Consider the following 23,725-nt stretch of genomic DNA (forward strand, 5'->3'; position numbering starts at 1 on the left):
CGATCACCACGAGGAGCACGAGAAGCACGAGCACCGTGGGCAGCAGCCAGCGACGGGGACGATCCACGCCCTGGAGCCTAGCTCTGCTCACGGGATGCCCGCGCCGTCAGGCCCCATTTCTCAACCGTTTCATAGCGGACCTTGGCCCCGAGGTCGCTCCGTATCAGGTGCACCGTCCCCAGCTCCCACTCGGCGCCGGAGAACGGCCCGAACGCCTCGACCAGAGGACCTATGTCCGTCTCGGGGCGGCACCTGGCCAGGCTCAGATGCGGCCTGAACCTCCGGTGTTCCGCCTGCCCGGCTCCGGCTCGGCGCGCCCCGGCCGCCGCGGAATCGGCCAGGCGGCCCAGCCGGAGGTGGTCACCGCGCAGCCCGGTCCAGAAGACCCGCGCCCTGCCCGCCGAGGGAAACGCGCCGGCACCGGTGAAGGACAGTGTCATCGGGGCGTGCCGCGCGGCCGCCCTGGCGAGTCGCGTCCGCAGCTCGGGCAACACCCGGTCGGGCACCTCCCCCAGGAACGACAGCGTCACGTGCCAGTTCTCCGCGTCCAGCCAGCGGAGCCCCGGCCATCGTGCCCGGTGGGGTTCTAGGGCGCGGTCCAGCTCATCGCGCGCCGACGGCGGCGGCAGCAGTCCCACGAACAGCCGCATGCGACCTCCTGCTGATTACCTTTGTCAGCATTCTCGCCGCACCGACGCCGATCAGGGTGAGCACCCCGCCCACCACGACCCCCGTACGGGGACCGCCCAGATCGGAGATCCAGCCGAGCAGCAGCGCGCCGAGGGGGGCTCCCCCGGTGAACACGAGCACGTAGATCCCCATTACCCGGCCGCGCATCTCCGGCGAGGTGGCCAGCTGCACGCTCGCGTTGGCCGCGGTGTTTATCGAGATCAGGGCGAGGCCGGTGGGCACGAGCAGGGTCAGATAGAGGGGGTACCAGGGCGCCAGGCCGCTGGCGATCTGGAACAGGCCGAACGCGACAGCACCGCCGAGCAGTAGTCGCCTGCTCGGCTTCACCCGCCGCGCCGCCATGAGGGCGCCCGCCAGCGCGCCGACCGCGAACATGCTGGAGGCGAGCCCGAACGAGGAGGCTCCGGCCCCGAAGACCTGGCGCGCCATCAGCGCTATCGACATCGAGAACGACTGGGTGAACATCGAGACGAAGGCGACCAGCAGTATCGGCATGAGCAGTTCTGGCCGCGCCATCACGTAGTGCAGGCCCTCGCGGAGCTGCCCCTTTGCCTTCGGTAGCGGTTCGGGGGTGGTCAGCTGGGAGGTGCGCATCAGCAGCAGCCCGCTGAGCACCGCGGCGAACGACACCGCGTTGATCAGAAAGATCGGGCCGGTGCCGCCGAGCGCGTAGATCAGGACACCGGCGAGGGCCGGGCCGACCACGCGGGCCAGGTTGAAGATCGACGCGTTCAGCGCGATCGCGTTGGACAGGTCCTGGTGGCCGACCATCTCGACGACGAACGACTGCCGAGTCGGCACCTCGACGCAGGCGATGAGGCCGAGCGTGAAGGCCATCACGTACACGTGCCAGACCTGAACCGAGCCGGTCACGGTGAGCACGCCCATGGTGAGCGCGAGCAGGCCCATGAGCGACTGGGCGCCGATCAGCAGCAACCGCTTGGGATAGCGGTCGGCGAGCATGCCGCCCCAGAGGCCGAACAGCAGCAACGGCAGGAACTGCAGCGCGACGGTCAGGCCCAGCGCGGTGGCGCTACCCTTCGTCAGGTCGAGCACCAGCAGGTCCTGCGCGGTGCGCTGCATCCACGTGCCGACGTTGGAGACCACGCCGCCGGCCGCGAACAGCCGGTAGTTGTAGATACGCAGCGACCGGAACATCCCGCCCCGCGTCTCGGGGACGGCCTGGGCCGATCCACTCTCGACGGCCTGGAGCTCGTTGACAGTGGCGGCCCTCGCGGCCCGCCGCCGCACCCGCGCCCTCAGCCCGAGCCTTCTCCTGGACTTTCCGCCTGATGTGGCGGACGCCCCGGCGTCATACGAGATCGCCGGGGCCCCGGGTTCCTCGGGGTCGGCTAGATCCGGCTGAGCTTCTCCAGTATCGGGGCCGCCTGCCTGAGCGTCGCCTTCTCCTCGGGTGTCAGCTCCTTCAGTTGCCGCGTCAGCCACGCCTCCTTGAGACGGCGCTCCTCCTTCAGCAGCGCCGACCCCTGATCGGTCACGCTCACGGTCACCTGGCGCCGGTCGGTCGGGTGCGGTGTACGCGACACCAGCCCCCGCTCGACCAGCACGGCGATCACGCGAGTCATCGAGGGCGGTTGCACCTTCTCTAGATCGGCCAATTCTCCGGGGGTTATCCCGGAATGCCGTTCCACCGCGACAAGCGTCGCGAGCTGGGTGGGCGTCAGCGAGTGCACCGCGGCCTGCCTGCGCAGGCGCCTGTTCAGTCGTGCCAGTGACACGCGTAGAGCCGAAGCCAGACCGGCGTCGCCTCGCAGGATCGCGACGTGGTCCTTCCTGGGGTGATTCGTTAGCATAAGTCATTACCTTTGCTAACTATATACGACTGCACGCGATTCCCTCCAGGGGGTTTACTCCTCGACGCGGGCCGTACGGTGCGCCAGACGGTGCGCCAGACGGTGCGCCAGACAACCAGGGCTCGCCAATCTTGGCGTGAAGCAGTCGCCCTTGACACGCGAAAGCCGCCATGATGCCCGACGAGAATCAAGCACCGTGACGGCTTCCGCACCACTTCTCAGCCCAGGTTGAGCAGGGTCTTGATCGGGCCGAGGGCGAAGTAGACGGGGAGGATCTCCTTGGTCCTGGGCAGGGTGCCGTCCTCCTTGACCAAGCCGGCCTGTCCGCCGACGCCCACGATCGTGCCCATGGTGTCGAAGAAGTCGGTGATCAGCAGGGTGAAGATGAGCAGCAGGGCCACGATGACCGAGACCGAGCCGAAGGCGCCGATCGGGTCGAACTCCGCGAACAGCACCAGCGGGTTGTGGAACCCGAAGATCTCCTTGGGCATTTCCGGAACGACGAGCTGCCAGCCCGTCGGGTTGGGGTCCTGGCCCGGCACCGTCGCGGCGCCGACCTTGGTGACGGCCTGGACGATGATCGCGATGATCGTCGTGGCGACGATGCCGATCAGGATGGCGCCCTTCGTCTTACGCGCCACCAGCACCACCATCAGCAGCAGGCCGACCACGAAGACGAAGATCGGCCAGCTGGCCAGCGAGCCCGCGATGCCGAGCTCCAGGGGCGGTCCCGCGGCCACCCGGCGGACGAAGCCTGCGTCCACGAAGCCGATCAGGGCGATGAACAGGCCGATGCCGACGCTGATCGCGGTCTTGAGCTGGGCTGGAATGGCGTTGAACACGGCGGTGCGGAACCCGGTCAGCACCAGGAGCGCGATGATCACGCCCTCCAGGAACACCAGGCCCATCGCCGACTCCCAGGACATCTGCGAGGCGATGCCGAAGGTGACGAAGGCGTTCAGGCCGAGGCCCGCGGCCATCGCGAAGGGGACCTTGCCGATGACCCCCATCAGGATTTCGAGATGGATTCGCGCCTTCACGTAATCCGTTTTGCGAATAGTGAGACACCGTCGCCTAGTCTGGAGCACGTGAACCAGCCACGCCGTCCGGATCTGAAGCCGTTGCAGACCAACGACACGCTCACGATCCTCACGGGTACGGGTCTGTGGGCCGTCGCCCTGGTCGTCCTCCTGGTCGTGCAGCCGGACTCCGAGCACCGCTGGTGGATCTGGATGTGCGTGTCGGGCATCTGCGGCGGCCTTTTCGGCCTCTGGTATGTACGCCGCCGTGACCGCCGCCCCCCGCCCCCGTCCGAGGAGCAGGTCGAGCCGACCACGGCGATCTTCTGACCGGCCGGCGCGCAGGTCGGCAGGAGTGAGAGGCAGGCGTATCACCCGGCTGACTCCCACTCGGCGTACGAGGAGACGCTCACCCGAGCCGATCTTCTAGTGGGGCGTCTCCGAACCTTGACCGGGCTTTTCCGGGCCGGAACGTCTGTTCCCCGCTGCGGGTTTCCCGGTCAACGTTCGGTGTGGGGCCACTAGGTCGAAGCGGTCCAGCTGTCCAGGTCGGCCTCGGCGAGCAGCAACGGCACCGCCGCGGGATCGCGCAGCAGCGCCGCCACCGCGAGCCGGTCGCCCCACTGGCCGGACGCCCAGGCGAGCCCACGCGCCAGCCCCTCCATGTCCGAGGCGTGCACCGTGCCCTCGGAGAACCGCCAGGCCGCGGGGACACCGTCCACCAGCAGCCGCTCATGCGCCAGGTAGCTCGCGGGCGCGGTCGGCAGCAGCGATCGTACGGCCGGCGGAACGTCGCGGACCTCGCCCGAGGACGTCACCTCCCCGGCCGCCTCCTCCCCGGCCAGCGGCAGGTCGAGCAGCTCCGACAGCGCCTCCGCCAGGTCGAACGGGGCCAGGACCAACGGCCGTCCCGCGACGAGCGGCAGCAGGTCGGGGGCCTCGACCACGACCGGCTCGCCCGCGCCCTCGTTCCCAGAACCGGCGTCGGCGGACACCGGTCGGCCGTCAGCGGCGTCGACGACGACGATCTCGTCACCCAGAACCGCGCGGACGGCGCGCGGGGGCGCGACGCGGGCGGGGTCGACGGCGGCGAGGGCCACCCACAGGGAGCGGAGCTGCGCCCGGTCGACCTCCATGGAGGGGTCGCCCAGCAGATCGAGCAGCTCGTCCGGGCCTCCGTGCGAGGCGAGCAGGTCGGCCAGCGTGCTCCGGACGCCGATCATCGCCAGCGCGGCCTCGTCGACACCGGCCGGGGCGTCCCCGTACAGGCCGAACAGCAGCGGGTCACCCGCCGGGAGCCGCAGCTGCGTGGGGCGCCTGCCGCCGAGCACCGGATGCGTGGAGAGCCACCACGCGGTGTAGGACAGCACCTCGACGACCTCTCCCGCCACCAGGACCCGCAGCGGATGCAGTACCGAGCGGAGCGGCGGGCGTGACAGCAGGGCGAGGGCGGCGGGCCAGTCGGCGACGTACTCCAGGTCCCGGACCGCGGAGAACTCCCGGGCGACCGGCGGCACGTTCATCTCGGGCAGCAGGTCGAGGACCGTCTCCAGCCACTCGTCCTCGCGGTCGAGGTCGTGGTCGCACTCGTCCGGGTCGATCATGACATCGTGGTCGTTGACCACGGCGAAGCCGTCGAGCACCCCGACCGCGGCGAGTACCCGGGGGCCGTACCGCTCGACCAGTTCGGGTGCGGCGGTGCCGAAGTGCGTCTCCGTGTCGAGCAGCCCGGCCAGCGCCCCGTCGGCGAGGAGCAGCTCGCCCGCCGAGTACAGCTCACCGTCTGCGCCGCGCAACGCCAGCTCGGCCAGCCAGGGTGCGTCGCCCGCGGTCAGCCCCGCGGCGTCGACCAGCGCGAGCACCGCCTGGGCCACCGGTTCGGAGTCGGGGCTGTCCAGCGACTCCGAGACGGCCGAGCGGGTCAGCGGATCCTCCAGGACCGTGCGGGGCGTCGCCTCGCCCGCGCCGAGCCTGAGCAGGAGCGGGTGGGCCGCGTCCGGGTGCACCACGCGCAGCCCGAGCGGGGCGAGGACCGCCGGATCCAGTGCGGAGCCGTCGGTCAGCAGCAACGTGCCGCGCGGCCCCCTGACCAGGCGGCCGTCCGCGAGCGGCACCGGCAGCGCGCCGAGGGCCTCCGGGTCGTCGGCGGGCAGCACCTCGTACAGCGACCGCCACCAGGCCGGGTCCCTGTCCTTGACGGCGTCGCCGGAGAGCATGTCCACGATGTCGGAGAGCTGCACCCGCCTGACGCCGAGCGCGGTGATCGCCGGGTGCCGTGACGGCCATCCCGCGGGCAGCAGCCCACCGATCATGGGAGCGACCATCTCCAGCAGCGCGGCCGTGGCCGCGACCACGGACGCCTGCCGCCCCGAGACGACCAGTTCCGCACCGACCGCGGGCGGGGTCCAGGCCGTGCCGGAACCTTCCGGAAGATCGTCGGATAGCAGGAGCGATGCTCCGGCCTCGCCCGGCCCGGCCTTGGAGTCCGGACCGACGGACAGATCGGCGGACAGATCGGCGGACAGATCTGCGGGCAGATCGGCGGGCAGATCGGCGGGCAGGGAGAGCGCGGGGAGCAGCGGGGCGTCGGGGAGCCTGCGCAGGATCGCCCGGCGGATGCTCGCGTCGAGCTCACCCTTGCCCATCATGCCGGGGACGAGGTCGAGGAGCCGGGGCGTTCGCGGCAGGCCGGTGAGCAGTTCCAGGTAGGTGTCCGCGGCACGCTCGACCAGGAAGTCGGCCAGCGGACCCGGCGCGACGTGCCGCCGGTCGGTGGCCAGCGGGAACGAGGCGATCAGCAGCACGGGCAGGTCAAGCGGCTCGTCGCTCGGCGTGGGCGCGTGCACCACGGGCGGCACCAGCGCGGGCAGCGGCCGGGGCTCCCCGGTGGCCTCGCTCACGGGTACGGCCCAGCGGACCCGCCAGTGCGGCCGGGAACGCTCCTCGGTCGGGCGGTCGGCGAAGAGCTCGGCCACCTGCTCGGGGGTGAACCTCCCCGAGGCCGAGACGACCTTCCAGCCCTCCGAGGTGACGATCCTCGTCTCTCCGTCCAGGTCGACCTCGATCGACTCCAGAGCGGGCAGGCCCAGCAGCAGGGCCGGGCTGGTCTCCCTCAACATCGCTCTGACGGCGTCCTCGACCGCCCCGTCACGGAGCGGCAGCCGCACGAGCGTGTCGAACCCGGCGGGGATCTCGACCGGGCCCGCGGGGAAGGGCAGGCGCAGCAGCGGGACGTGTCCTCCGCGCTCGGCGAGCTCCTTGGCCAGCTCGGGCTCGGCGGCCACCAGGGCGGCGGTCTGGTCGCGGGACCAGCGGACGACCCCTGAGCCGAGTGAGCCGATCACCGGTTCATCGCAGACCGACACCACGGCCGCGAACCCGACGCCGAACCGGCCGGCCGCGTGGGCGTCGGCGCGCTTGGCGGAGACGCGCAGCGTGGACAGGCCCTCGACCCCGCCGGCGTCGATGGGAGCGCCGATGTTGGCCGCCGACAGCACGCCCTCACGCAGCGAGAGGCGGAGCCTTCCTGGCACCCCGGCGCGGAGCGCGGCGTCCGCGGCGTTCTGCGCGAGCTCGACGATCAGCCGGTCGCGGTAGCCGCCGAGCGCGAAGTCCTCCTCCGCGTTGGCGTCCTCGCGGAAACGCGCGGGCGATGCCGTCCAGGCGGCCAGGACGGCGGAGCGCAGTCGTTCGGTGCCGAAGATGTCAGTCAAGGCGATCTTCCAAAGGTCGGGGCCCCGCGCGGCCGGCCGTCCTGGCCGAGACACCACGGGAGCGGCGCCCGGCCGGCGACGGCCGGGCGAGCCGCTGGGAGGGCGGCGGGGACGGCTGCGGGGCGGAACGGGCCCGGCGGCGCCGGGTCAGGAGTGACCGAGCGGCTCGGAGGCCGTATCGTCCACCGATCCGGTCAGGTCGGGTTCCGAGATGTGCTCGGCGGTGTCGTACGAGAGGTCGTCAAGGATCGGCGAGGTCGGCTCGACCTGGTGCGGCAGCACCGCGGCCTCGGAGTGCGCGCCACAGCCGTGGTCGGCGGCGACCACCCGCCCGTCGTCGGGGGCGTACTCGTTCGCGCAGACGCCGAAGCCGGTGCGCAGCGCGCCCGCGAGCGGCCAGTAGAAACCGCAGGTGGAGCACTGGGCGGGAGCGGCATGCGCGAGCGGGGTGTGCGGCCCCGACTCGCCGGAGTGCCAGCGCCGCACGGCTCGGTCGCGGCCGATCGGGGAGAGCACCCGGGCCCGGCCGAGGCCGTACTCGAAGATCATCTGATGGTCGGAGTCGTCATCGGTCTCGGTGAAGCCCGGCGCGAGCCGGTCATCGTCCTCCGAGGTGGGCAGCAGGTCGCCCACTCCGAGGTCACCCGGGCGGAGCCGATCGCTCCAGGGCACCCACTGCGGCGGCATCAGCGCACCCGTCCCAGGCAGGAGCACGACCTCGCTGACCGTCACGTTGCGCGCCCGCGAGGCGCGGGCGACGGTGACGGCCCAGCGCCAGCCGCGGTAGGCGCGGTCGAGGCAGGCGAAGTAGTGGGTGACGACACGGTCGCCCTCGCCCTCGACCCCGAGGTGATCGCCCACGTCGCCCGGCCTGACGTTCTCCTCGACAGCGGCGCGGGCCAGGTTGACGGCCGCGACGCACGCCTGGTCAAGGACCACGGCGCGGGATCGAGTCCGACTCATGAGTCGTCTCCCGTCAGCCTCGCAGCACGTCGGCCGCTGTCCCTACTGGCTAGCTCGCTCACTGCGCTCACAGTTCATTCTCACCCATGACCGGAGCGAACGGCACCGTGGACTCCCGTTCACCCGGGGAGTGACCTGGCGCACCGGACAACTCACCCGCCCTTCGGGTATGACTGATACGTGGCAGCTAGGTGGGAGCGGGTTCGACAGACGGTGCGTGACGCCTCGCGGCAGGTCGGCAGGTCGGCCGCCGCCGCGGGCCGGGTCGGCGCGCGCGCCGGCCGGGCAGGCGCGCGCGCGGGCCGGGGCACGGGCCGGGCGACGACGCGGGCGGCCCTGGGCGCGGTCAGCGGCACCCAGCGGGTGGGCAGGGCCGCGCGACGGCTGACCCATGCCCAGGGCGCGGGCCGCACCGGGCTGGGCCAGCTGATCGAACTGACCGCCGCGCACAGCGCGGGTGATGCCCTGGTCACCGCGGCCCTGGCCGGGACGCTCTTCAAGCTCCCGGTGAACGAGGCCCGCGGCCAGGTCGCCCTCTACCTGCTGATCACGATGATCCCGTTCGTGGTGGTCGCGCCGTTCGTCGGCCCGGTCCTCGACCGGTTCCGCTCGGGACGGCGCTTCGTGATGGCCGGCACCTTCTTCGGCCGCGGGCTGCTCTGCTTCGCGATGGCGGCGGCGATCGTCCCCTCCGACGTGTTCACCATCTTCCCGGCGGCGCTGGCCGTGCTGGTGCTGTCGAAGGCCTACAGCGTCTCCCGTGCGGCGATCATGCCGAGCGTGCTGCCCGCGGACATCGCGCTGGTCACGGCCAACGCGAGGGTCGCCCTGTTCGCGCTGGTCACGGCAGGCATCGCGGTGCCGGTCGGCGCGGGCGTCAGCGCCTGGCTCGGCGCCGAATGGGTGCTGCGCGGGGCGACCGTGCTCTTCCTGCTCCAGGGCGTGCTGGCCATACGGCTTCCGCGCCACGTCGACTCCCCCGATCTGGAGGAACTGGCCGAGGGCGACGAGGAGCGGCCGCACCGCTGGCGCACGATGCTGAACGTGGGCCCGGTGGTGGCCGAGGCGATGTGGGCCAACGTGGCCATCCGCCTCTACTCCGGGTTCCTCCTGTTCTACCTGCTCTTCCTCGTGCAGGACAGGAACCTGCCGGGCCTTCCGCCGGCGGTCGCCATCGGCGTGCTGGCCGTGGCCGCCGGTGTCGGCGGGCTGGCGGGCACGGCCGTGGCCTCCTGGGTGCGTAACCACTCCCCACAGGTCATCGTGCTGGCCACGCTCGCGGTGACGAGCACGGTCACGGTGCTGGCCGCCGTCGTCTTCCAGCTGTGGAGCGCGGTGGCGGTCGCGCTGGTGGCCGCGTTCGCCCAGGGCCTGGGCAAGCTCGCGCTGGACGCGATCGTGCAGCGCGAGATCGGCGAGGAGGTGCGCTCGTCCACGTTCGGGGTGGTGGAGGCCTTCCTGCAGATCTCGTGGGTGCTGGGCGGCCTGGTCGGACTGCTGCTGTCGCTGTTCGCCGGCGGATCGGCCGGGCTGGCCCTGATGACCGTGGTGCTGGCGGGCTCGCTCGGCTGGCTGCTGGTCCGTCGCCGCAGGCGGGTCAGGGAGGTGGACGCCAGGGTCGAGGCCGCAAGAGGCCCGGCCTCCTCCCCCTCGGGGCCCCGCCCCGCCGGAGGCGGGGAGCGGTTCTCCCGGGACGGGGTCTCCGCGGAGTGGGTCAGGCCGCGGTCCGCGGGGACGGCCACAACGGTCGTGCGGCATGAGGACGCCCCCACGGAGAAGCGGACCAGACCGCTGACCTCCCCCCACGGCTGAGCCGCGAAGCGGGCAGGCGGTCGGCGGGCTGTCAGTCGTCCAGGTCGTCGGCCACCGCCCGGAGCACGGCGGCGATCTTCTTCGCGTGCGTGGCCTCGGGGTGCTTGCCCTTCTGGTACGACGTGGAGACCGTGTCCAGCAGCTTGATCAGGTCTTCCACGATGACGACCATCTCGTCGGGCTTCTTACGCTTGCCCTTGGGCTTGGCGGTCTTGGCGAGCGTGGGGGGCTGGTCGATCACTCGAACCGAGAGCGCCTGCTGGCCGCGGCGCCCCTCGGCCACACCGAACTCGACCTTCTGGCCCGGCTTGAGGGATTCCACGCCGGAGGGCAGCGCGGAAGAATGCACGAAGACCTCACCGCCGTCGTCGCGGGTGAGGAAACCGAAACCCTTGTCGGCGTCGTACCACTTGACCTTGCCACTCGGCACAGGGGTGACCTCGTTCAGACTGTCGTGAAAAGGAATGGATGTAGGTTATGCCCAGCGGACGCCGAGAGCGACCGTGTATTGGGGCCCGAATTACACAAGAGCCGTGGGAGTTCGCCAGCTGTCGAACCATTCGGTGAACTCGGTCAGATCACCCAGGATCACATCCGCTCCGTGATCACGCAGTTCCCCCGCCGGGTAGACGCCCGTTGCCACCGCCACGCTGACGGCTCCTCCCGCTCGCGCCGCCTCGATGTCCGCGACGTGATCTCCAACATAGGCGGCGGCGCCGAAAGTCGCGAGCGCGGGCCCCTTCGCCGCCCCGAAGACCGATCCGACGAGCTCGTCCACCTCCAGGCCGAGGAACTCGACGGTGTGCGCCGCGTCACGGGCGTTCTTCCCCGTCACCACGGTGACCCTGCCCCCGGCCCGCCGTACGGCGTCGACCGCCTCGCGCGCGCCGGGCATGAGAGTGGTGACGGGAACCGCAATCGACGGGTACAGCCGCCGGTAGACGTCGGCTGCCGCGGGGACCTCGGCGGCGGGCATCCAATTGGCCAGTTCCCATTCCAGCGGTGGCCCCAGCCTGGCCAGCACGGCGACGCTGTCGATGAAGAAGCCGGTACGCAGCGCCACCTCGTCGTAAACGGCGGCGATGCCCGCGCGCGTGTCGGCAAGCGTCAGATCGAGGTCAAATCCCACCGAGTTCATCGGGTCACTCACCGCTCCTTGTCGGCTACTCGAAGAGGATTCTCCGAGAAGCCCTCAAAGAATGCCAAATCCCCCTAAATATGGCCAATCCCAGGTGTTGTACATGACGCCGCCCACTGTAGAACCCTTCACCGGAAGGATTTACTTATCCGCCGACAAACGGTCCCTCCCCGGACGGTTCCGCTGAGCGCCCGACGGCCTGCACACCCCCCTCGGCGAGCCGGTCGGCGTGCCCTCGCAACGAGCCTGGACCGGTGCGGTGCGACCCGGCGTGGTCGGCACTGGATAGGGTCATGATGGAGGTATCGGCAGAGAAATGACCAGATCAACGCGCGAACGGATCATCGACGAATCCCTGCGGCTGTTCGCCGAACGAGGCTACTCGGCAACCTCGGTGGCCGAGATCGAGGCCGCCTCCGGGCTGTCACCGGGCGCCGGGGGTCTCTACCGGCACTTCAAGTCCAAGTACGAGGTGCTGGCCGCGGCGGTGAACGAGCACGCGGCCAGAACACGGGCGCAGATCGCCGAGACCCTGGCCGAACTCAGCGTCGTCGACACCTCGGCCGAGGTCGAGGAGCGGCTGGCCCACCTGTGCAGGGCCGGGCTGGCCAAGGTCCGCGAGGAGAGAGACCTCACCCGCGTCTTCTTCCGCGACCTGAGCCAGTTCCCCGAGCTGGTCGCGACCGTACGCGAAGGCCTCCTACAGCCCATGTTCGACGCGATCACCACCTGGTTCCGCGCCCAGCCCGAATACGCCGGGGCCGATGTCGACTGGCCCGCCATCGGTGCCGTGCTCGGCGGGGCGGTGATCCATTACCGGCTGTTCGAGGAGACCGTGGGCGAACCCCCCGGCCGCGCGGAGCGCGACCGTTTCGTCGCCTCCTGGGTGCGCCTCGCGCTCGGCCTGCTGCCCCGCTCGGCGATCCAGGCCATCGGCTGAGAGACCCGGCATCCAGGCCATCGGCTGAGAGACCCGGCGCGGGCCGCGGAACGCGGTCTTCCCTCGTAGCCCGGCCGAGAGGGGTCACCTGCCTCCCCTCCCCGTGGTGACCTCGGGATCGAGCAGGCGGTAGGCCAGCCAGAAGACACCCCATGCCGCGCCCAGCAGGAACATGAACCCGCTGATGGCGAAGAACTCCTCCACCACGGTGCCGAGGTCGTTCCTGGCCCGGACGAGGGCGACCAGGCCACCACCGAGGGTGTAGCTCACGATCGGAGCGGCCATCGCGAGAGCCTTGTCAGAGGTGTGCCAGCTCTGACAGGTGGTCACCACGAGCACCGCGACGGCCCAGACCAGCACCGGGATCCGGAAGATCGCGATCGGGGCGAGCGGGAGGAGGATCAGCAGCCCGGCCAGGGCGAGCAGGCCCAGGCCGACCGTCTCGCGCCGGTGGCTCAGCAGGATCGTCCGGGGGTCCCGCGCGGCGAGGGTGACCTCCTCTCCCGACCGCCCCAGGCTCCACCGCCCCTCTCCCGACCGACCCGGGCTCCACCGCCCCTCTCCCGACCGCCCCAGGCTCCGCCGACCCGGCCAACCCCGCTGACCACGTAACCGCCGCCTGGCCAGCCGCTCCTCTGCCTTCCGTATGCCCCTGGCCACGCCGGGCGGCAACCCGGGCCGTGCCACCGCGCCCTCCGGCCCTTCACCCGGTGCTTCCGACGACGACGTCTCTTCCGCCGACTCCGGTCGAGCCGCTCCCGATGCCTCGGGTGCCGCCGGTGCGGCCTCCTGACGCCCCCGCCCCTCTGCTTCCGGCGGCGAGGGATCCCGTATGAGCGGTATCTCCTCGGTCGGCGGATCGCTCTCCACCTCGTCCTCCCACTCGTCTGAACCGTCGCCGGGCACTGCCGGCCCGTCCTCGTCGTCTCCGGTGGTGGCCGAGGACGACGGTGAGAGGCCGTGATCCTCCTGCCCCGCCTCGCGAGGGGGCGGGGCGGCATCCGGGGAACCCCCCGTCGAGGCGTACGGATGCCCCCGCACGGCTCTGCGAGGAGCGGGGACGCCGAGATCGCCAGGCGCGCGCCCGGCGGGACCCGCCGGATCGGAATCGGGGGCGGAATCGTCCGGTGTGGGCGCGGCGAGGGGCACGACGGGAGTGACGACGCCCCCGGCCCGGAAGGGCGGCTGGACGCCCAGGCGGCGCAGCTCGCGGCGGACCAGCACGGCGGGGTCACCGAACCGGGCCAGCACCCTCTCCACGACGACCGGGTCGTCCGTCCCCGCCCGCTCGGCGTCGATCCGCCTGCGCAGCACCGCGACGAAGTTGATCCGCTGTCTCGGCTGCAGCACGCCGTGGGCGGCGTCGGCCGCCTTGCTGACGTAGTCCAGGACGAGCTGGTCGGCACGCTCGATCACGCTGGCCATCCTCTCTCGACATCGCCTCGCTCGTGAGCTTCTTCCCCCATTCACCCCCCATCACATGATCGATTCAGGCCCTTCGTGTGATCACGGAATTCACTCAGGCGGCACGATGTCGGTCAAGCCTCTTACCATTGACGGAATGAGCACGGAGTTCACCGAGTGGCTGCGCAGCCAGAGCGACGATCGGTTGCGGGCTCTCGTCTCCGTACGCCCCGAGCTCATCACCCCCGTGCCCGCGCATCTGGAGGGGCTGGCCGGGCGGGCCGGCAGCCCGTCGGCGGTGGGCAGGGCGCTCGACCGGCTCGATCGGTTCACGCTCGCGGTCATGGAGACGCTGGTCGTGCTTCCCGGCCCTGTCCCCTACAGGTCGCTACGCACCCAGATGGCCCGCGCCCTGCCGGGGACGGCCGGGCAGGCGTTTCAGAGCGCGCTCAAGGAGGCCGTCGAGCGGCTGCGCACCATGGCGCTGGTCTACGGACCCGACCGGGCTCTGACCCCGGCCCCCGGTGTGCGGGAGGTGCTGGACGGTCCCGCCGGGCTCGGCCCGCCCGCCGAGGAGGCGTTCCGGCACCATTCCGCCGAGCGGCTGGCCGAGCTGGTCCAGGACGCCGGGGGCGAGGACGGCGACACCAGGGAGGCCCTCGCCGCACTGCTCGGCGATCCGGAGATCGTCGGACGGCTGGTCGAGGAGGTCTCGCCGCAGGCCCGGTCGGCGCTCAACGAGCTGGCCTGGGGTCCGGCCAGTGGCCGGGTGCCCAACGCCCGCCGCGAGGTTCGGGCCGCCACCGCGAAGTCGCCGATCGAGCAGCTCCTCTCCCGCGCGCTGCTGGCCGCCACCGGCGAGGAGACCGTGGTGCTGCCCCGCGAGGTCGCGCTGTTCCTGCGCGACGGCCGGATCCACCGGGACCTGTCCCCCCTCCCGCCCGCGACCGGGGGCACCGAGCCCGACCAGAGGCTCGCCGACCGCACGGCGGCCGGGCAGGCCTTCACCTTCACCCGCACGGTGGAGGAGCTGTGCGAACGCTGGAGCATCGACCCGCCCGGCGTGCTCCGTAGCGGCGGCCTGGCCGTGCGCGATCTCAAACGGGTCGCGACCCTGCTCGACCAGCCCGAATGGGTGGCGGGGCTGATCATCGAGGTGTGCTACGCGGCGGGGCTGGTCGCGGCGAGCGGCGCGGTCGACGGGGAGTGGATGCCCACCCCCGGCTACGACGGCTGGCGGGTGAAGGCCACCGAGGACCGCTGGGCCGTACTGGCCACCGCCTGGCTCACCATGGACCGGGTGCCGGGGGTCATCGGCGAGCGTGACGAGCGTGACCGGCTGCTCAACGCCCTCCATCCCGACCTACGCCGCGCCGCCGCCGCCGAGGTGCGCGCCACCACCCTGGCCATGCTCGCCTCGACGCCGGGGGTGGCCCCCACTCTCGACGCGGTACGGATGCGTCTGGCCTGGGAACAGCCCCGCCGTCGCGGCGGCCAGCGCGACCAGTTGGTGGAGTTCACGCTGCGCGAGGCCGAGCAGATCGGCGTCACCGGCCTCGGACTGCTCTCCGGCCACGGTCGAGCCCTGCTTCCCGAGGCCCTCGACGGCCCCGACGTCTCCGGTGACCCCGGCATCCCCGGCGGGGGCCGTGCCGCCTCGGCCGCCCGCCTGCTGCTCCCGCTGCTGCCCGAGCCGCTTGATCACGTGCTCCTGCAGGCCGACCTGACCGCCGTCGCCCCCGGTCCGCTCACCGGTGACCTGAGACGGTGGCTGGCGCTGGCGGCCGAGGTGGAGTCGACCGGCGGTGCGACGGTCTACCGCTTCGACGAGCGGTCGATCCGGCGGGCGCTGGACTCCGGGCAGGGCGCCGAGGAGATGCTGGCCATGCTGGAGCGCCACTCGACCACGCCGGTGCCGCAACCGCTCAGCTACCTGGTCACCGATGTGGCCCGGCGCCACGGCCGGATGCGCGTCGGCACGGCGAGCGCGTACGTGCGATGCGACGACTCCTCGCTGCTGGACGAGGTGATGGCCGACAGGCGGGCGATCCCGCTACGGCTGCGGCGGCTCGCCCCCACGGTGATCGCTTCCAAGTCTTCCCGGCCGACGCTGGTCGACTCGCTGCGCGCGATGGGTTACGCCCCGGCCGCGGAGTCCCTCGACGGCGACGTGATCATCACCCAGCTCGACGTCCGCAGGACCGAGAGCACCCTGGCGGTCCGCGCCCCGGTCACGTTCGGCGGCCCCGAGGCCGACATGGTGGCGGCCGCCGTCCGCGCCGTACGCGCGGGTGACGCCGCCCACCAGGCCCGCAGGGCCCCGGTGGCCGCCCCCGGCGGCCAGGTGCCGCGCTCCCCCGCCACCTCCACGATCGTCGCCCTGCGCGAGGCCATCCGGCAGGGGTCGCAGGTCTGGATCGGTTACCTCGACTCCCAGGGCAACGCCACCAGCCGGATCCTCGAACCGGCCCGGATGGAGGGCGGCTATCTCACCGCCTACGACGAGACGCGGGCGGCGGTGCACCGCTTCGCCCTGCACCGCATCACCGGCATCGCCGACATCGCCTGAGATGTCCTTGGCGGGTCCGGCCGGGATCGGGAACGGCCCCGGTGTGCCGGGGAAGGCCACGGGGTATTCTCGATCTCGGGATGGGACCGCCGCGAGATCGGTCATCTGTCCGGCGGGGCCGCGTCGCTCGCCGGGGCGCGAGGGCCCCTGCAGTCTCATCCTGGCCCTAGCTGCCGGAATGCGACCGAGTCCAGTCGCCAATGGCGCACGGCTCACGACCCATATCGTGATATCTGTTGATGTTCCGAGCTCCACAGAAGCGAGAGATCCACAGTGAGCAGCGGTCACTCCGAAGGCCCCAGCACCAACCCGGACGACTGGAAGAGCCCTTACAGCACGGGCCCCGGTCAGGCCCCCGGCTATGGACAGCAACCTCACGGCCACGAGCAGCCGCAGCAGGGGCACCGGCCCGACCACTCCCAGCCGTCCGGCTACGGCCAGGTGCCCGGCTACCAGGCTCCCGGCTACGGGCAACCAGGCTACGGCGAACCCGGCTACGGGCAACCAGGCTACGTCGAGCAGCCCTACGGGCAGGGTTACGGCGAGCCCGGCTACGGTCAGGGCTACGGACAGCCCGGCTACGGTCAGGGCTACGGCGCACCCCCGTATCGCAACACCGAGGGTGTCAGGACCCACGCGATCGTCGCCCTGGTCATCAGCATCGTGCTCGCGCTGAGCTGCTACGTGAGCCTCGGCGGCCTGGCCGGCGCCATCCTGTCGGGCATCGCCCTGGGTAAGGTCGACACCGACCCCCGAGGCGCCAGGAACCTGCTCAAGTGGACCTGGATCAGCATCGGCATCAACGTCGGGCTGATCATCCTGGGCGTGGCCGCCTTCATCATCGCCGGCATCAACGGCGCCTTCGACTGAACGCTCCCGGGATCGCCGCCACCGTGCCGGCGGGACCGGGTCACGGCTTGTGATCACGGCTTGTGATCACGGCTTGCGATCGCGCACGGGTATCGTGGCCGACCGGGCGGGCGAAGAAGGGTGACCTCGGGCGGCCGTACGCGCGACGGCCGGGCGGTGAGATCGATCACGCCGGACGGGGCGCGGGACTGCCTGGGCGTTTCCGCCCGTTGACACAGGAGACGTGGAGCGGGGCGCACCCGCGAGTGCGACCATGACCTGATCCGCCGTAACCCACAGTGACCATAGGGAGAAGTCTGTGACTGACGGACCACTGATCGTCCAATCGGACAAGACCCTGCTCCTTGAGGTCGATCACGAGAAGGCCGGGGAGTGCCGCAAGGCGATCGCCCCGTTCGCGGAACTGGAGCGCGCGCCCGAGCACGTGCACACCTACCGCGTCACCCCCCTGGCACTGTGGAACGCGCGGGCCGCCGGGCACGACGCCGAGCAGGTGATCGACGCGCTGATCGCCTACAGCCGCTACCCCGTGCCGCACGCGCTGCTGGTCGACGTCGCCGAGACGATGTCGCGGTACGGCAGGCTCCGCCTGGAGAAGCACCCCGTCCACGGGCTGATCCTGACCAGCACCGACAGGGCGGTGCTGGAGGAGGTACTGCGCTCCAAGAAGATCCAGCCACTGCTGGGCGAGCGGCTGACCGGCGACGGCGTGGCGGTGCACCCGAGCGAGCGCGGCAACATCAAGCAGCACCTGCTCAAGCTGGGCTGGCCCGCCGAGGACATGGCCGGGTACGTCGACGGTGAGCACCACCCGATCGCGCTCACCGAGGACGGCTGGGAGCTGCGCACCTACCAGCGGGAGGCCGCCGAGGCGTTCTGGCACGGCGGCTCCGGCGTGGTCGTGCTCCCCTGCGGCGCGGGCAAGACGATCGTGGGTGCGGCGGCGATGGCACAGGCCAAGGCGACGACGCTGATCCTGGTGACCAACACGGTCTCGGCGCACCAGTGGAAGCAGGAGCTGCTCAAGCGGACCTCGCTGACCGAGGACGAGATCGGCGAGTACACCGGCACGAAGAAGGAGATCCGGCCCGTCACCATCGCCACGTACCAGGTGATGACGACCCGCAGGCAGGGTGTCTACCGGCACCTGGAGCTGTTCGACGCCCGCGACTGGGGCCTGGTCGTCTACGACGAGGTGCACCTGCTGCCCGCGCCGATCTTCCGGATGACCGCCGACCTGCAGGCCAGGCGGCGGGTGGGCCTGACCGCGACGCTCGTGCGCGAGGACGGCCGCGAAGGCGACGTGTTCTCCCTGATCGGCCCCAAACGGTACGACGCGCCGTGGAGGGAGATGGAGAACCAGGGCTGGATCGCCCCGGCCGACTGCGTCGAGGTGCGGGTGACCCTGACCGACGGCGAGCGGCTGGCCTACGCGATGGCCGAGTCCGAGGAGCGCTACCGGTTCTGCGCGACCACACCGTCCAAGACGCGGGTGACCGAGGCGCTGGTCCGGCAGCACCCGGGCGAGCAGGTGCTGGTCATCGGGCAGTACATCGACCAGCTCGACGAGCTGGGCGAGCACCTGAACGCGCCGGTGATCAAGGGGGAGACGAGGATCAAGGAGCGGGAGCGGCTCTTCCAGGCGTTCCGCGACAGGGAGATCCAGGTCCTGGTCGTCTCCAAGGTCGCCAATTTCTCGATCGACCTGCCGGAGGCGGCGGTGGCCATCCAGGTCTCGGGCACCTTCGGGTCGCGGCAGGAGGAGGCGCAGCGGCTCGGCCGGGTGCTCCGGCCGAAGGCCGACGGAGGCGGGGCCCGGTTCTACTCGGTGGTCAGCCGGGACACGGTCGATCAGGATTTCGCCGCCCACCGGCAGCGGTTCCTGGCCGAGCAGGGGTACGCATATCAGATCATCGACGCAGACGACGTGCTCGCCGGAGAATAGCCTCACATGGCGAACACGTCGTCAATTGGTGTCAGGTCCACGAAATCCCGCGGGCCTTCGACAAACAAACCACCCCCTCGCTAGGCCTTGCGGCCACTGGCGACATACCCCCATGATCTTCGGGAGTCACCATGTTCGCCTGGCTTTTTCGCCATTTCACAGGAGAATGACGGAGGGTGTTAGGGTGATTACCGAACGATCGGCCCGCCGGCAAAGAAAACGCTTTCCGCGATCACCCATGTGATCACCGCGGTGGTCATCAGAGCGGTAAAACGATTTTCGTCGCCGCGAATCCGGAGTACCAGCCAGGCACCCGCCGTACAGCAGGCCGCGATCACCGCGAACAGGGCCGATGCCCTGGCCACCCCATCCAGCCGGGCCGCGCATCCCGGGTCCGAGCAGAATGCCTCCGGCCCCCAGCCCGCGAACACCGAAAACCCCCAGAGCACGGCCAGTAGAAGATTGGCGACCGTCGGTATGACCGGGGAGATCCGCACGACCGTCGGGATACCCGCGACCGCCGCGCGTCAGTCCGGTGTTAATCCTTTTGAGACACACGAGGGGCGCCGCTAAGCTGGTCCATTCGCTGCCCGACGACCACCACCTCCGTTTATCGAATGGGAGGCGCTTCAGCGTGCCCACACATCAATTGGCCCCTGACATAGCCGACGATCCCCCCCGGATCCTCGCCGCCGAGCGTGAGCACCTGGCCACCTCCAGAACGGCGCTGCGCGCGATGCGCGAGCACGCCCGGTCCCTCTCCTCCGACGCCGCCGGAGACTGGGTCTCCCAGCAGATCCTGCAGGCGCTGCTGGATCAGCGGGTCGCGGCGCTCGCCGACCACTCGGGCACGCCCCTGTTCTTCGGCCGTCTCGACCGCCAGGCGGGCGACGATCTTCCCGGCACGGTCTACGTCGGGCGCAGGCACGTCCACGACGACCGCAGCCGCCCCCTGGTGATCGACTGGCGCGCCCCTGTCTCACGGGCCTTCTACCAGGCCAGCCCGTCCGATCCGATGCGTGTCGTGCTGCGCCGCCGGTTCGGCTACCAGCGCGGCGATCTGACCGCCTACGAGGACGAGCGCCTCGACCAGGGCGGCACCGCCCTGGCCCAGAGCAGGATCCTCACCGAGGAGATCGAGCGCCCCCGCTCGGGACCGATGCGCGACATCGTCGCGACGATCCAGCCCGACCAGGACGAGATCGTCCGCTCCGAACTGGGCCGGACGGTGTGCGTCCAAGGCGCCCCCGGCACCGGGAAGACCGCCGTCGGCCTGCACCGGGCCGCCTACCTGCTCTTCACGCACCGCGAGCGGCTCGCCAGGTCGGGCGTGATGATCGTCGGCCCGAACCGGGCGTTCCTCTCCTACATCTCCTCGGTCCTCCCCGCACTGGGCGAGGTCAAGGTCGACCAGACCACGGTCGCCGGGCTCCTCGGCGACCACTCCGCGCCCGAGGACCCCGCGGTCGGCGCGCTCAAGGGCGACGCGCGGATCGTCGGCGTACTGCGGCGTGCCCTGTGGGCGCATGTCGTCAAGCCCACCGAGGGCGTGCTGTTCACCAAGGGGATCAACCGCTACCGGGTGGCGGACCACGAGGTTCGCGAGATCGTCGCCTCGCTCCGCGGCACCACCCGCTACGGTCCGGGGCGCGCGACGCTCGCCCAGCGTCTCGCCCACCTGGTGCTCGTCCGAATGGAGCAGCGCGGCGAGTCTCCCGACGACCGGGTGCAGGACGCGGTCGCCAGGTCCAAGCCGGTCCGGCAGCTCGTGGACGCGGTCTGGCCCAAGCTGACCCCGCAGCAGGTGCTCCACCGGCTGTTCAGCGACCCCGACTTCCTCGCCGCCGCCGCCAAGGACGACCTCACGGCCGCCGAGCGGTCTCTGCTGCTCTGGCCCAAGCCTGCCAAATCCTTCCGCTCGGCGAAGTGGTCGGCGGCCGACGGCGCGCTGATGGACGAGCTGGGCGACATGATCGAGCGGACCGTCCCGCTTGGCCACCTGGTCGTGGACGAGGCCCAGGACCTGTCGGCGATGCAGCTGCGGGCCCTCGGGCGGCGCTGCCGCACCGGCTCCGCCACGGTCTTGGGCGACCTCGCCCAGGGCACCACTCCCTGGTCCGCCCGGTCCTGGACGGACGTCCTGCGACATCTGGGCTTCGAGGACGGCGCCGTCACCGAGCTGACCCTCGGCTTCCGGGTGCCCCGCGAGGTCCTCGACTACGCGGCCAGGCTGCTGCCCTCCATCGCCCCGGATCTGGCCGCCCCCCGTTCACTGCGCCCCGGCGCGGGCTCCCTGTCGGTGCGGCCGACGCCCGACCTGGCCGCGTCGCTGGCCCATGCCGCGCGGGAGGCGCTCGCCCGCGAGGGGTCGATCGGCGTCATCGTCCCGGACGCCTCGGTGGGTGCCGCGTCCGAGGCCCTGTCCCACCTGGATCATCGGGTGCTGAGCCCCGACACGGTCGAGGACCACCGTCTCCTGGTCATCCCGGCGACTTTGGCCAAGGGCCTGGAGTACGACCACGTGATCGTGGCCGAGCCCGCCGACATCGTCGACGCCGAACCCCGCGGCCTGGCCCGCCTGTATGTGGTCCTGACCCGGGCCGTCACCTCACTGACCGTCCTGCACGCCCGGGAGCTTCCCGCCCAGCTCGCTGGATGACCGTCTGATCGGCGAAAGCCCGCGACTCCGCGCGGCGGCTGCCTGATCGAATGCCGCAGCTCACGGTCTCTCCGGCGACGGCCGTCAGAACACCCCCTGCGGGGACATGCGACGACAAGCGACGGACGACGTCTCGGGAAAACACATAAAAGAGGCGACCCCGAGAGCTCGGGGTCGCCTCTTTTATGTGAAAGCGGTTGGACTTAGAAGTCCATGTCGCCGCCGCCGGGCATGGCGGGGGCGGCTCCGGCCTTCTCGGGCTTCTCGGCGATGACGGCCTCGGTGGTGAGGAACAGCGCCGCGATGGACGCCGCGTTCTGCAGGGCGGAACGCGTCACCTTGGCCGGGTCGATGATGCCCGTCTCGAACAGGTTGACGTACTCGCCGGTGGCGGCGTTGAGGCCCTCACCCGGGGGAAGGTTACGCACCTTCTCCACGACGACGCCGCCCTCAAGGCCGGCGTTGACGGCGATCTGCTTCAGCGGCTCCTCAAGGGCCTTCCTGACGATCGCGGCGCCGGTGGCCTCGTCACCGAAGAGCTCCAGCTTGTCGAACGCCTTGGCGCCGGCCTGCAGCAGAGCCACGCCACCGCCGGGAACGATGCCCTCCTCGACGGCCGCCTTCGCGTTGCGAACGGCGTCCTCGATGCGGTGCTTGCGCTCCTTGAGCTCGACCTCGGTCGCCGCGCCGGCCTTGATGACGGCCACGCCGCCGGCCAGCTTGGCGAGACGCTCCTGGAGCTTCTCGCGGTCGTAGTCGGAGTCGGTGTTGTCGATCTCGGCGCGGATCTGGTTGACCCGGCCGGCGATCTGCTCGGCGTCGCCGGCACCGTCGACGATGGTGGTCTCGTCCTTGGTGACGATGACCTGACGGGCACGGCCGAGCTGGTCCAGGGTGGTGGACTCCAGCTTGAGGCCGAGGTCCTCGCTGATGACCTGGGCACCGGTGAGGATGCCGATGTCGCCCAGCATGGCCTTGCGACGGTCACCGAAGCCGGGCGCCTTGACGGCGACCGAGCGGAACAGACCGCGGATCTTGTTGACGACCAGGGTGGCCAGGGCCTCGCCCTCGACATCCTCGGCGATGATCAGCAGCGGCTTGCCGGCCTGCACGACCTTGTCGAGAACCGGGAGCAGGTCCTTGTTGGCGGACACCTTGGAGTTGACGACCAGGATGTACGGGTCGTCAAGGACGGCCTCCATACGCTCCGGGTCGGTCACGAAGTACATCGAGGTGAGGCCCTTGTCGAAGCGCATACCCTCGGTGAGCTCAAGCTCAAGGCCGAAGGTGTTGCTCTCCTCGACGGTGATGACGCCTTCCTTGCCGACCTTGTCCATCGCCTCGGCGATCATCTCGCCGATCTGCGGGTCGCCCGCGGAGATGGATGCGGTGGAGGCGATCTGCGCCTTCGTCTCCACGTCCTTGGCCAGCTTGGACAGCTCCTCCGACACGCGCTCGACGGCGGCCTCGATGCCCTTCTTCAGGGACATCGGGTTGGCGCCGGCGGCGACGTTGCGGAGACCCTCGCGTACGAGAGCCTGAGCGAGCACGGTGGCGGTGGTGGTGCCGTCACCCGCGACGTCATCGGTCTTCTTGGCGACCTCCTTGACGAGCTCGGCCCCGATCTTCTCCCACGGGTCTTCGAGCTCGATCTCCTTCGCAATGGAGACACCATCGTTGGTGATGGTGGGGGCGCCCCACTTCTTCTCCAGAACGACATTTCGGCCCTTGGGGCCGAGGGTCACCTTGACGGCGTCCGCGAGCTGGTTCATGCCACGCTCGAGACCGCGCCTGGCGTCCTCGTTAAACGCGATCATCTTGGCTGCCATACGGCTAGACCTCCCAGAGACAGGGTGGCTTGCACCGGACCGAGCCGACGCCCGCGACGGCATGTGGGCCCACGACTCCGTTCGGTGGGCCCCATCGCCTCGATCCAGGGTTGGCACTCTCTATGTGCGAGTGCCAACAATGTGTTTAGCACTCTACCCTGTCGAGTGCAAGCCACGATCCCTTGACCTGCGCCGCGCCCGAAGCGGACATCCGCTCCGGGCCACGTCAGCGCATGCTCCGCGTCATGTCGGTGTGCGTTCCGCGCAAAGCGAAGGCCCGGCCCGCCGATCGGGGAGGCGAGCCGGACCTAGGGGGTGAGGATCCAGCGGACCGCACTGTCGCGGGATCCACCGGCTCCT

The 23,725-nt window shown here is 70.9% G+C and carries 18 protein-coding genes; 7 read left to right on the forward strand and 11 right to left on the reverse strand.

The window, feature by feature from the left end; all coding sequences use genetic code 11:
• Nucleotides 1–77: 77 nt before the first annotated feature.
• From thpR to OG884_RS13285, 4 genes are all read right to left on the reverse strand, one after another.
• The gene (thpR, locus tag OG884_RS13270; RefSeq protein WP_326645490.1) at nucleotides 78–650 is read right to left on the reverse strand and encodes an RNA 2',3'-cyclic phosphodiesterase; all 573 of its coding nucleotides are present in this window, start codon (nucleotides 648–650) and stop codon (nucleotides 78–80) included.
• The gene (locus OG884_RS13275; protein ID WP_326645491.1) at nucleotides 604–1,941 is read right to left on the reverse strand and encodes an MFS transporter; all 1,338 of its coding nucleotides are present in this window, start codon (nucleotides 1,939–1,941) and stop codon (nucleotides 604–606) included. The genes thpR and OG884_RS13275 overlap by 47 nt, the downstream gene beginning before the upstream one ends.
• Before the next feature lie 101 nt (nucleotides 1,942–2,042).
• The gene (locus tag OG884_RS13280; RefSeq protein WP_326645493.1) at nucleotides 2,043–2,504 is read right to left on the reverse strand and encodes a MarR family winged helix-turn-helix transcriptional regulator; all 462 of its coding nucleotides are present in this window, start codon (nucleotides 2,502–2,504) and stop codon (nucleotides 2,043–2,045) included.
• 218 nt (nucleotides 2,505–2,722) lie between these two features.
• Complete coding sequence (locus tag OG884_RS13285) at nucleotides 2,723–3,544, reverse strand: solute carrier family 23 protein (protein WP_326645494.1); 822 nt, start codon at nucleotides 3,542–3,544, stop codon at nucleotides 2,723–2,725.
• 48 nt (nucleotides 3,545–3,592) lie between these two features.
• Between OG884_RS13285 and OG884_RS13290 the strand changes: the two genes are divergently transcribed.
• Nucleotides 3,593–3,853, forward strand: coding sequence for a DUF2530 domain-containing protein (locus OG884_RS13290; RefSeq protein WP_326645495.1), 261 nt, complete (start codon nucleotides 3,593–3,595; stop codon nucleotides 3,851–3,853).
• Nucleotides 3,854–4,044: 191 nt separating this feature from the next.
• Here the strand turns inward: OG884_RS13290 and OG884_RS13295 are convergent, their stop codons facing one another.
• Together OG884_RS13295 and OG884_RS13300 are read right to left on the reverse strand one after the other, a co-directional pair.
• Complete coding sequence (locus tag OG884_RS13295; protein ID WP_326645496.1) at nucleotides 4,045–7,236, reverse strand: sacsin N-terminal ATP-binding-like domain-containing protein; 3,192 nt, start codon at nucleotides 7,234–7,236, stop codon at nucleotides 4,045–4,047.
• Nucleotides 7,237–7,383: 147 nt separating this feature from the next.
• Nucleotides 7,384–8,199: a DUF3027 domain-containing protein gene (locus OG884_RS13300; RefSeq protein WP_326645498.1), complete on the reverse strand. Its 816-nt coding sequence runs from the start codon at nucleotides 8,197–8,199 to the stop codon at nucleotides 7,384–7,386.
• A gap of 180 nt (nucleotides 8,200–8,379) precedes the next feature.
• Here OG884_RS13300 and OG884_RS13305 point away from each other — a divergent pair, with 180 nt between their 5' ends.
• Complete coding sequence (locus OG884_RS13305; protein ID WP_326645499.1) at nucleotides 8,380–10,011, forward strand: MFS transporter; 1,632 nt, start codon at nucleotides 8,380–8,382, stop codon at nucleotides 10,009–10,011.
• A 31-nt stretch (nucleotides 10,012–10,042) separates the two neighbouring features.
• Here OG884_RS13305 and OG884_RS13310 read toward each other — a convergent pair whose 3' ends face one another.
• Both OG884_RS13310 and OG884_RS13315 read right to left on the reverse strand, forming a co-directional pair.
• A complete protein-coding gene (locus OG884_RS13310; RefSeq protein ID WP_326645501.1) occupies nucleotides 10,043–10,441 on the reverse strand; it encodes a cold-shock protein in 399 nt (132 codons plus the stop codon).
• Between the two features lie 90 nt (nucleotides 10,442–10,531).
• Nucleotides 10,532–11,161, reverse strand: a complete 630-nt coding sequence (locus OG884_RS13315) for an HAD family hydrolase (RefSeq protein ID WP_326645503.1) — start codon at nucleotides 11,159–11,161, stop codon at nucleotides 10,532–10,534.
• Nucleotides 11,162–11,465: 304 nt separating this feature from the next.
• Here OG884_RS13315 and OG884_RS13320 point away from each other — a divergent pair, with 304 nt between their 5' ends.
• A complete protein-coding gene (locus tag OG884_RS13320) occupies nucleotides 11,466–12,089 on the forward strand; it encodes a TetR/AcrR family transcriptional regulator (RefSeq protein ID WP_326645505.1) in 624 nt (207 codons plus the stop codon).
• 84 nt (nucleotides 12,090–12,173) lie between these two features.
• Here OG884_RS13320 and OG884_RS13325 read toward each other — a convergent pair whose 3' ends face one another.
• Nucleotides 12,174–13,505: a hypothetical protein gene (locus OG884_RS13325; RefSeq protein ID WP_326645507.1), complete on the reverse strand. Its 1,332-nt coding sequence runs from the start codon at nucleotides 13,503–13,505 to the stop codon at nucleotides 12,174–12,176.
• 145 nt (nucleotides 13,506–13,650) lie between these two features.
• Here OG884_RS13325 and OG884_RS13330 point away from each other — a divergent pair, with 145 nt between their 5' ends.
• The 3 genes from OG884_RS13330 to OG884_RS13340 all read left to right on the forward strand — a co-directional run bounded on the left by OG884_RS13330 (nucleotide 13,651) and on the right by OG884_RS13340 (nucleotide 18,877).
• Nucleotides 13,651–16,062, forward strand: coding sequence for a helicase C-terminal domain-containing protein (locus OG884_RS13330; RefSeq protein WP_326645508.1), 2,412 nt, complete (start codon nucleotides 13,651–13,653; stop codon nucleotides 16,060–16,062).
• A 273-nt stretch (nucleotides 16,063–16,335) separates the two neighbouring features.
• Complete coding sequence (locus tag OG884_RS13335; RefSeq protein ID WP_326645509.1) at nucleotides 16,336–16,932, forward strand: MgtC/SapB family protein; 597 nt, start codon at nucleotides 16,336–16,338, stop codon at nucleotides 16,930–16,932.
• Between the two features lie 298 nt (nucleotides 16,933–17,230).
• Nucleotides 17,231–18,877, forward strand: a complete 1,647-nt coding sequence (locus tag OG884_RS13340) for a DNA repair helicase XPB (RefSeq protein WP_326645512.1) — start codon at nucleotides 17,231–17,233, stop codon at nucleotides 18,875–18,877.
• 188 nt (nucleotides 18,878–19,065) lie between these two features.
• On the opposite strand, the gene OG884_RS13345 is transcribed toward OG884_RS13340, so the two are convergent.
• Entirely contained in the window at nucleotides 19,066–19,374 is a 309-nt protein-coding gene (locus tag OG884_RS13345; RefSeq protein WP_326645513.1) for a hypothetical protein, read from the reverse strand.
• A gap of 137 nt (nucleotides 19,375–19,511) precedes the next feature.
• Here OG884_RS13345 and OG884_RS13350 point away from each other — a divergent pair, with 137 nt between their 5' ends.
• Entirely contained in the window at nucleotides 19,512–21,536 is a 2,025-nt protein-coding gene (locus OG884_RS13350) for a HelD family protein (protein WP_326645515.1), read from the forward strand.
• A 203-nt stretch (nucleotides 21,537–21,739) separates the two neighbouring features.
• Here OG884_RS13350 and groL read toward each other — a convergent pair whose 3' ends face one another.
• The gene (groL, locus tag OG884_RS13355; RefSeq protein WP_326645517.1) at nucleotides 21,740–23,365 is read right to left on the reverse strand and encodes a chaperonin GroEL; all 1,626 of its coding nucleotides are present in this window, start codon (nucleotides 23,363–23,365) and stop codon (nucleotides 21,740–21,742) included.
• Nucleotides 23,366–23,725 lie beyond the last annotated feature (360 nt).

The sequence above is a fragment of the Streptosporangium sp. NBC_01755 genome (genome assembly GCF_035917995.1).
Lineage (GTDB): Bacteria > Actinomycetota > Actinomycetes > Streptosporangiales > Streptosporangiaceae > Streptosporangium.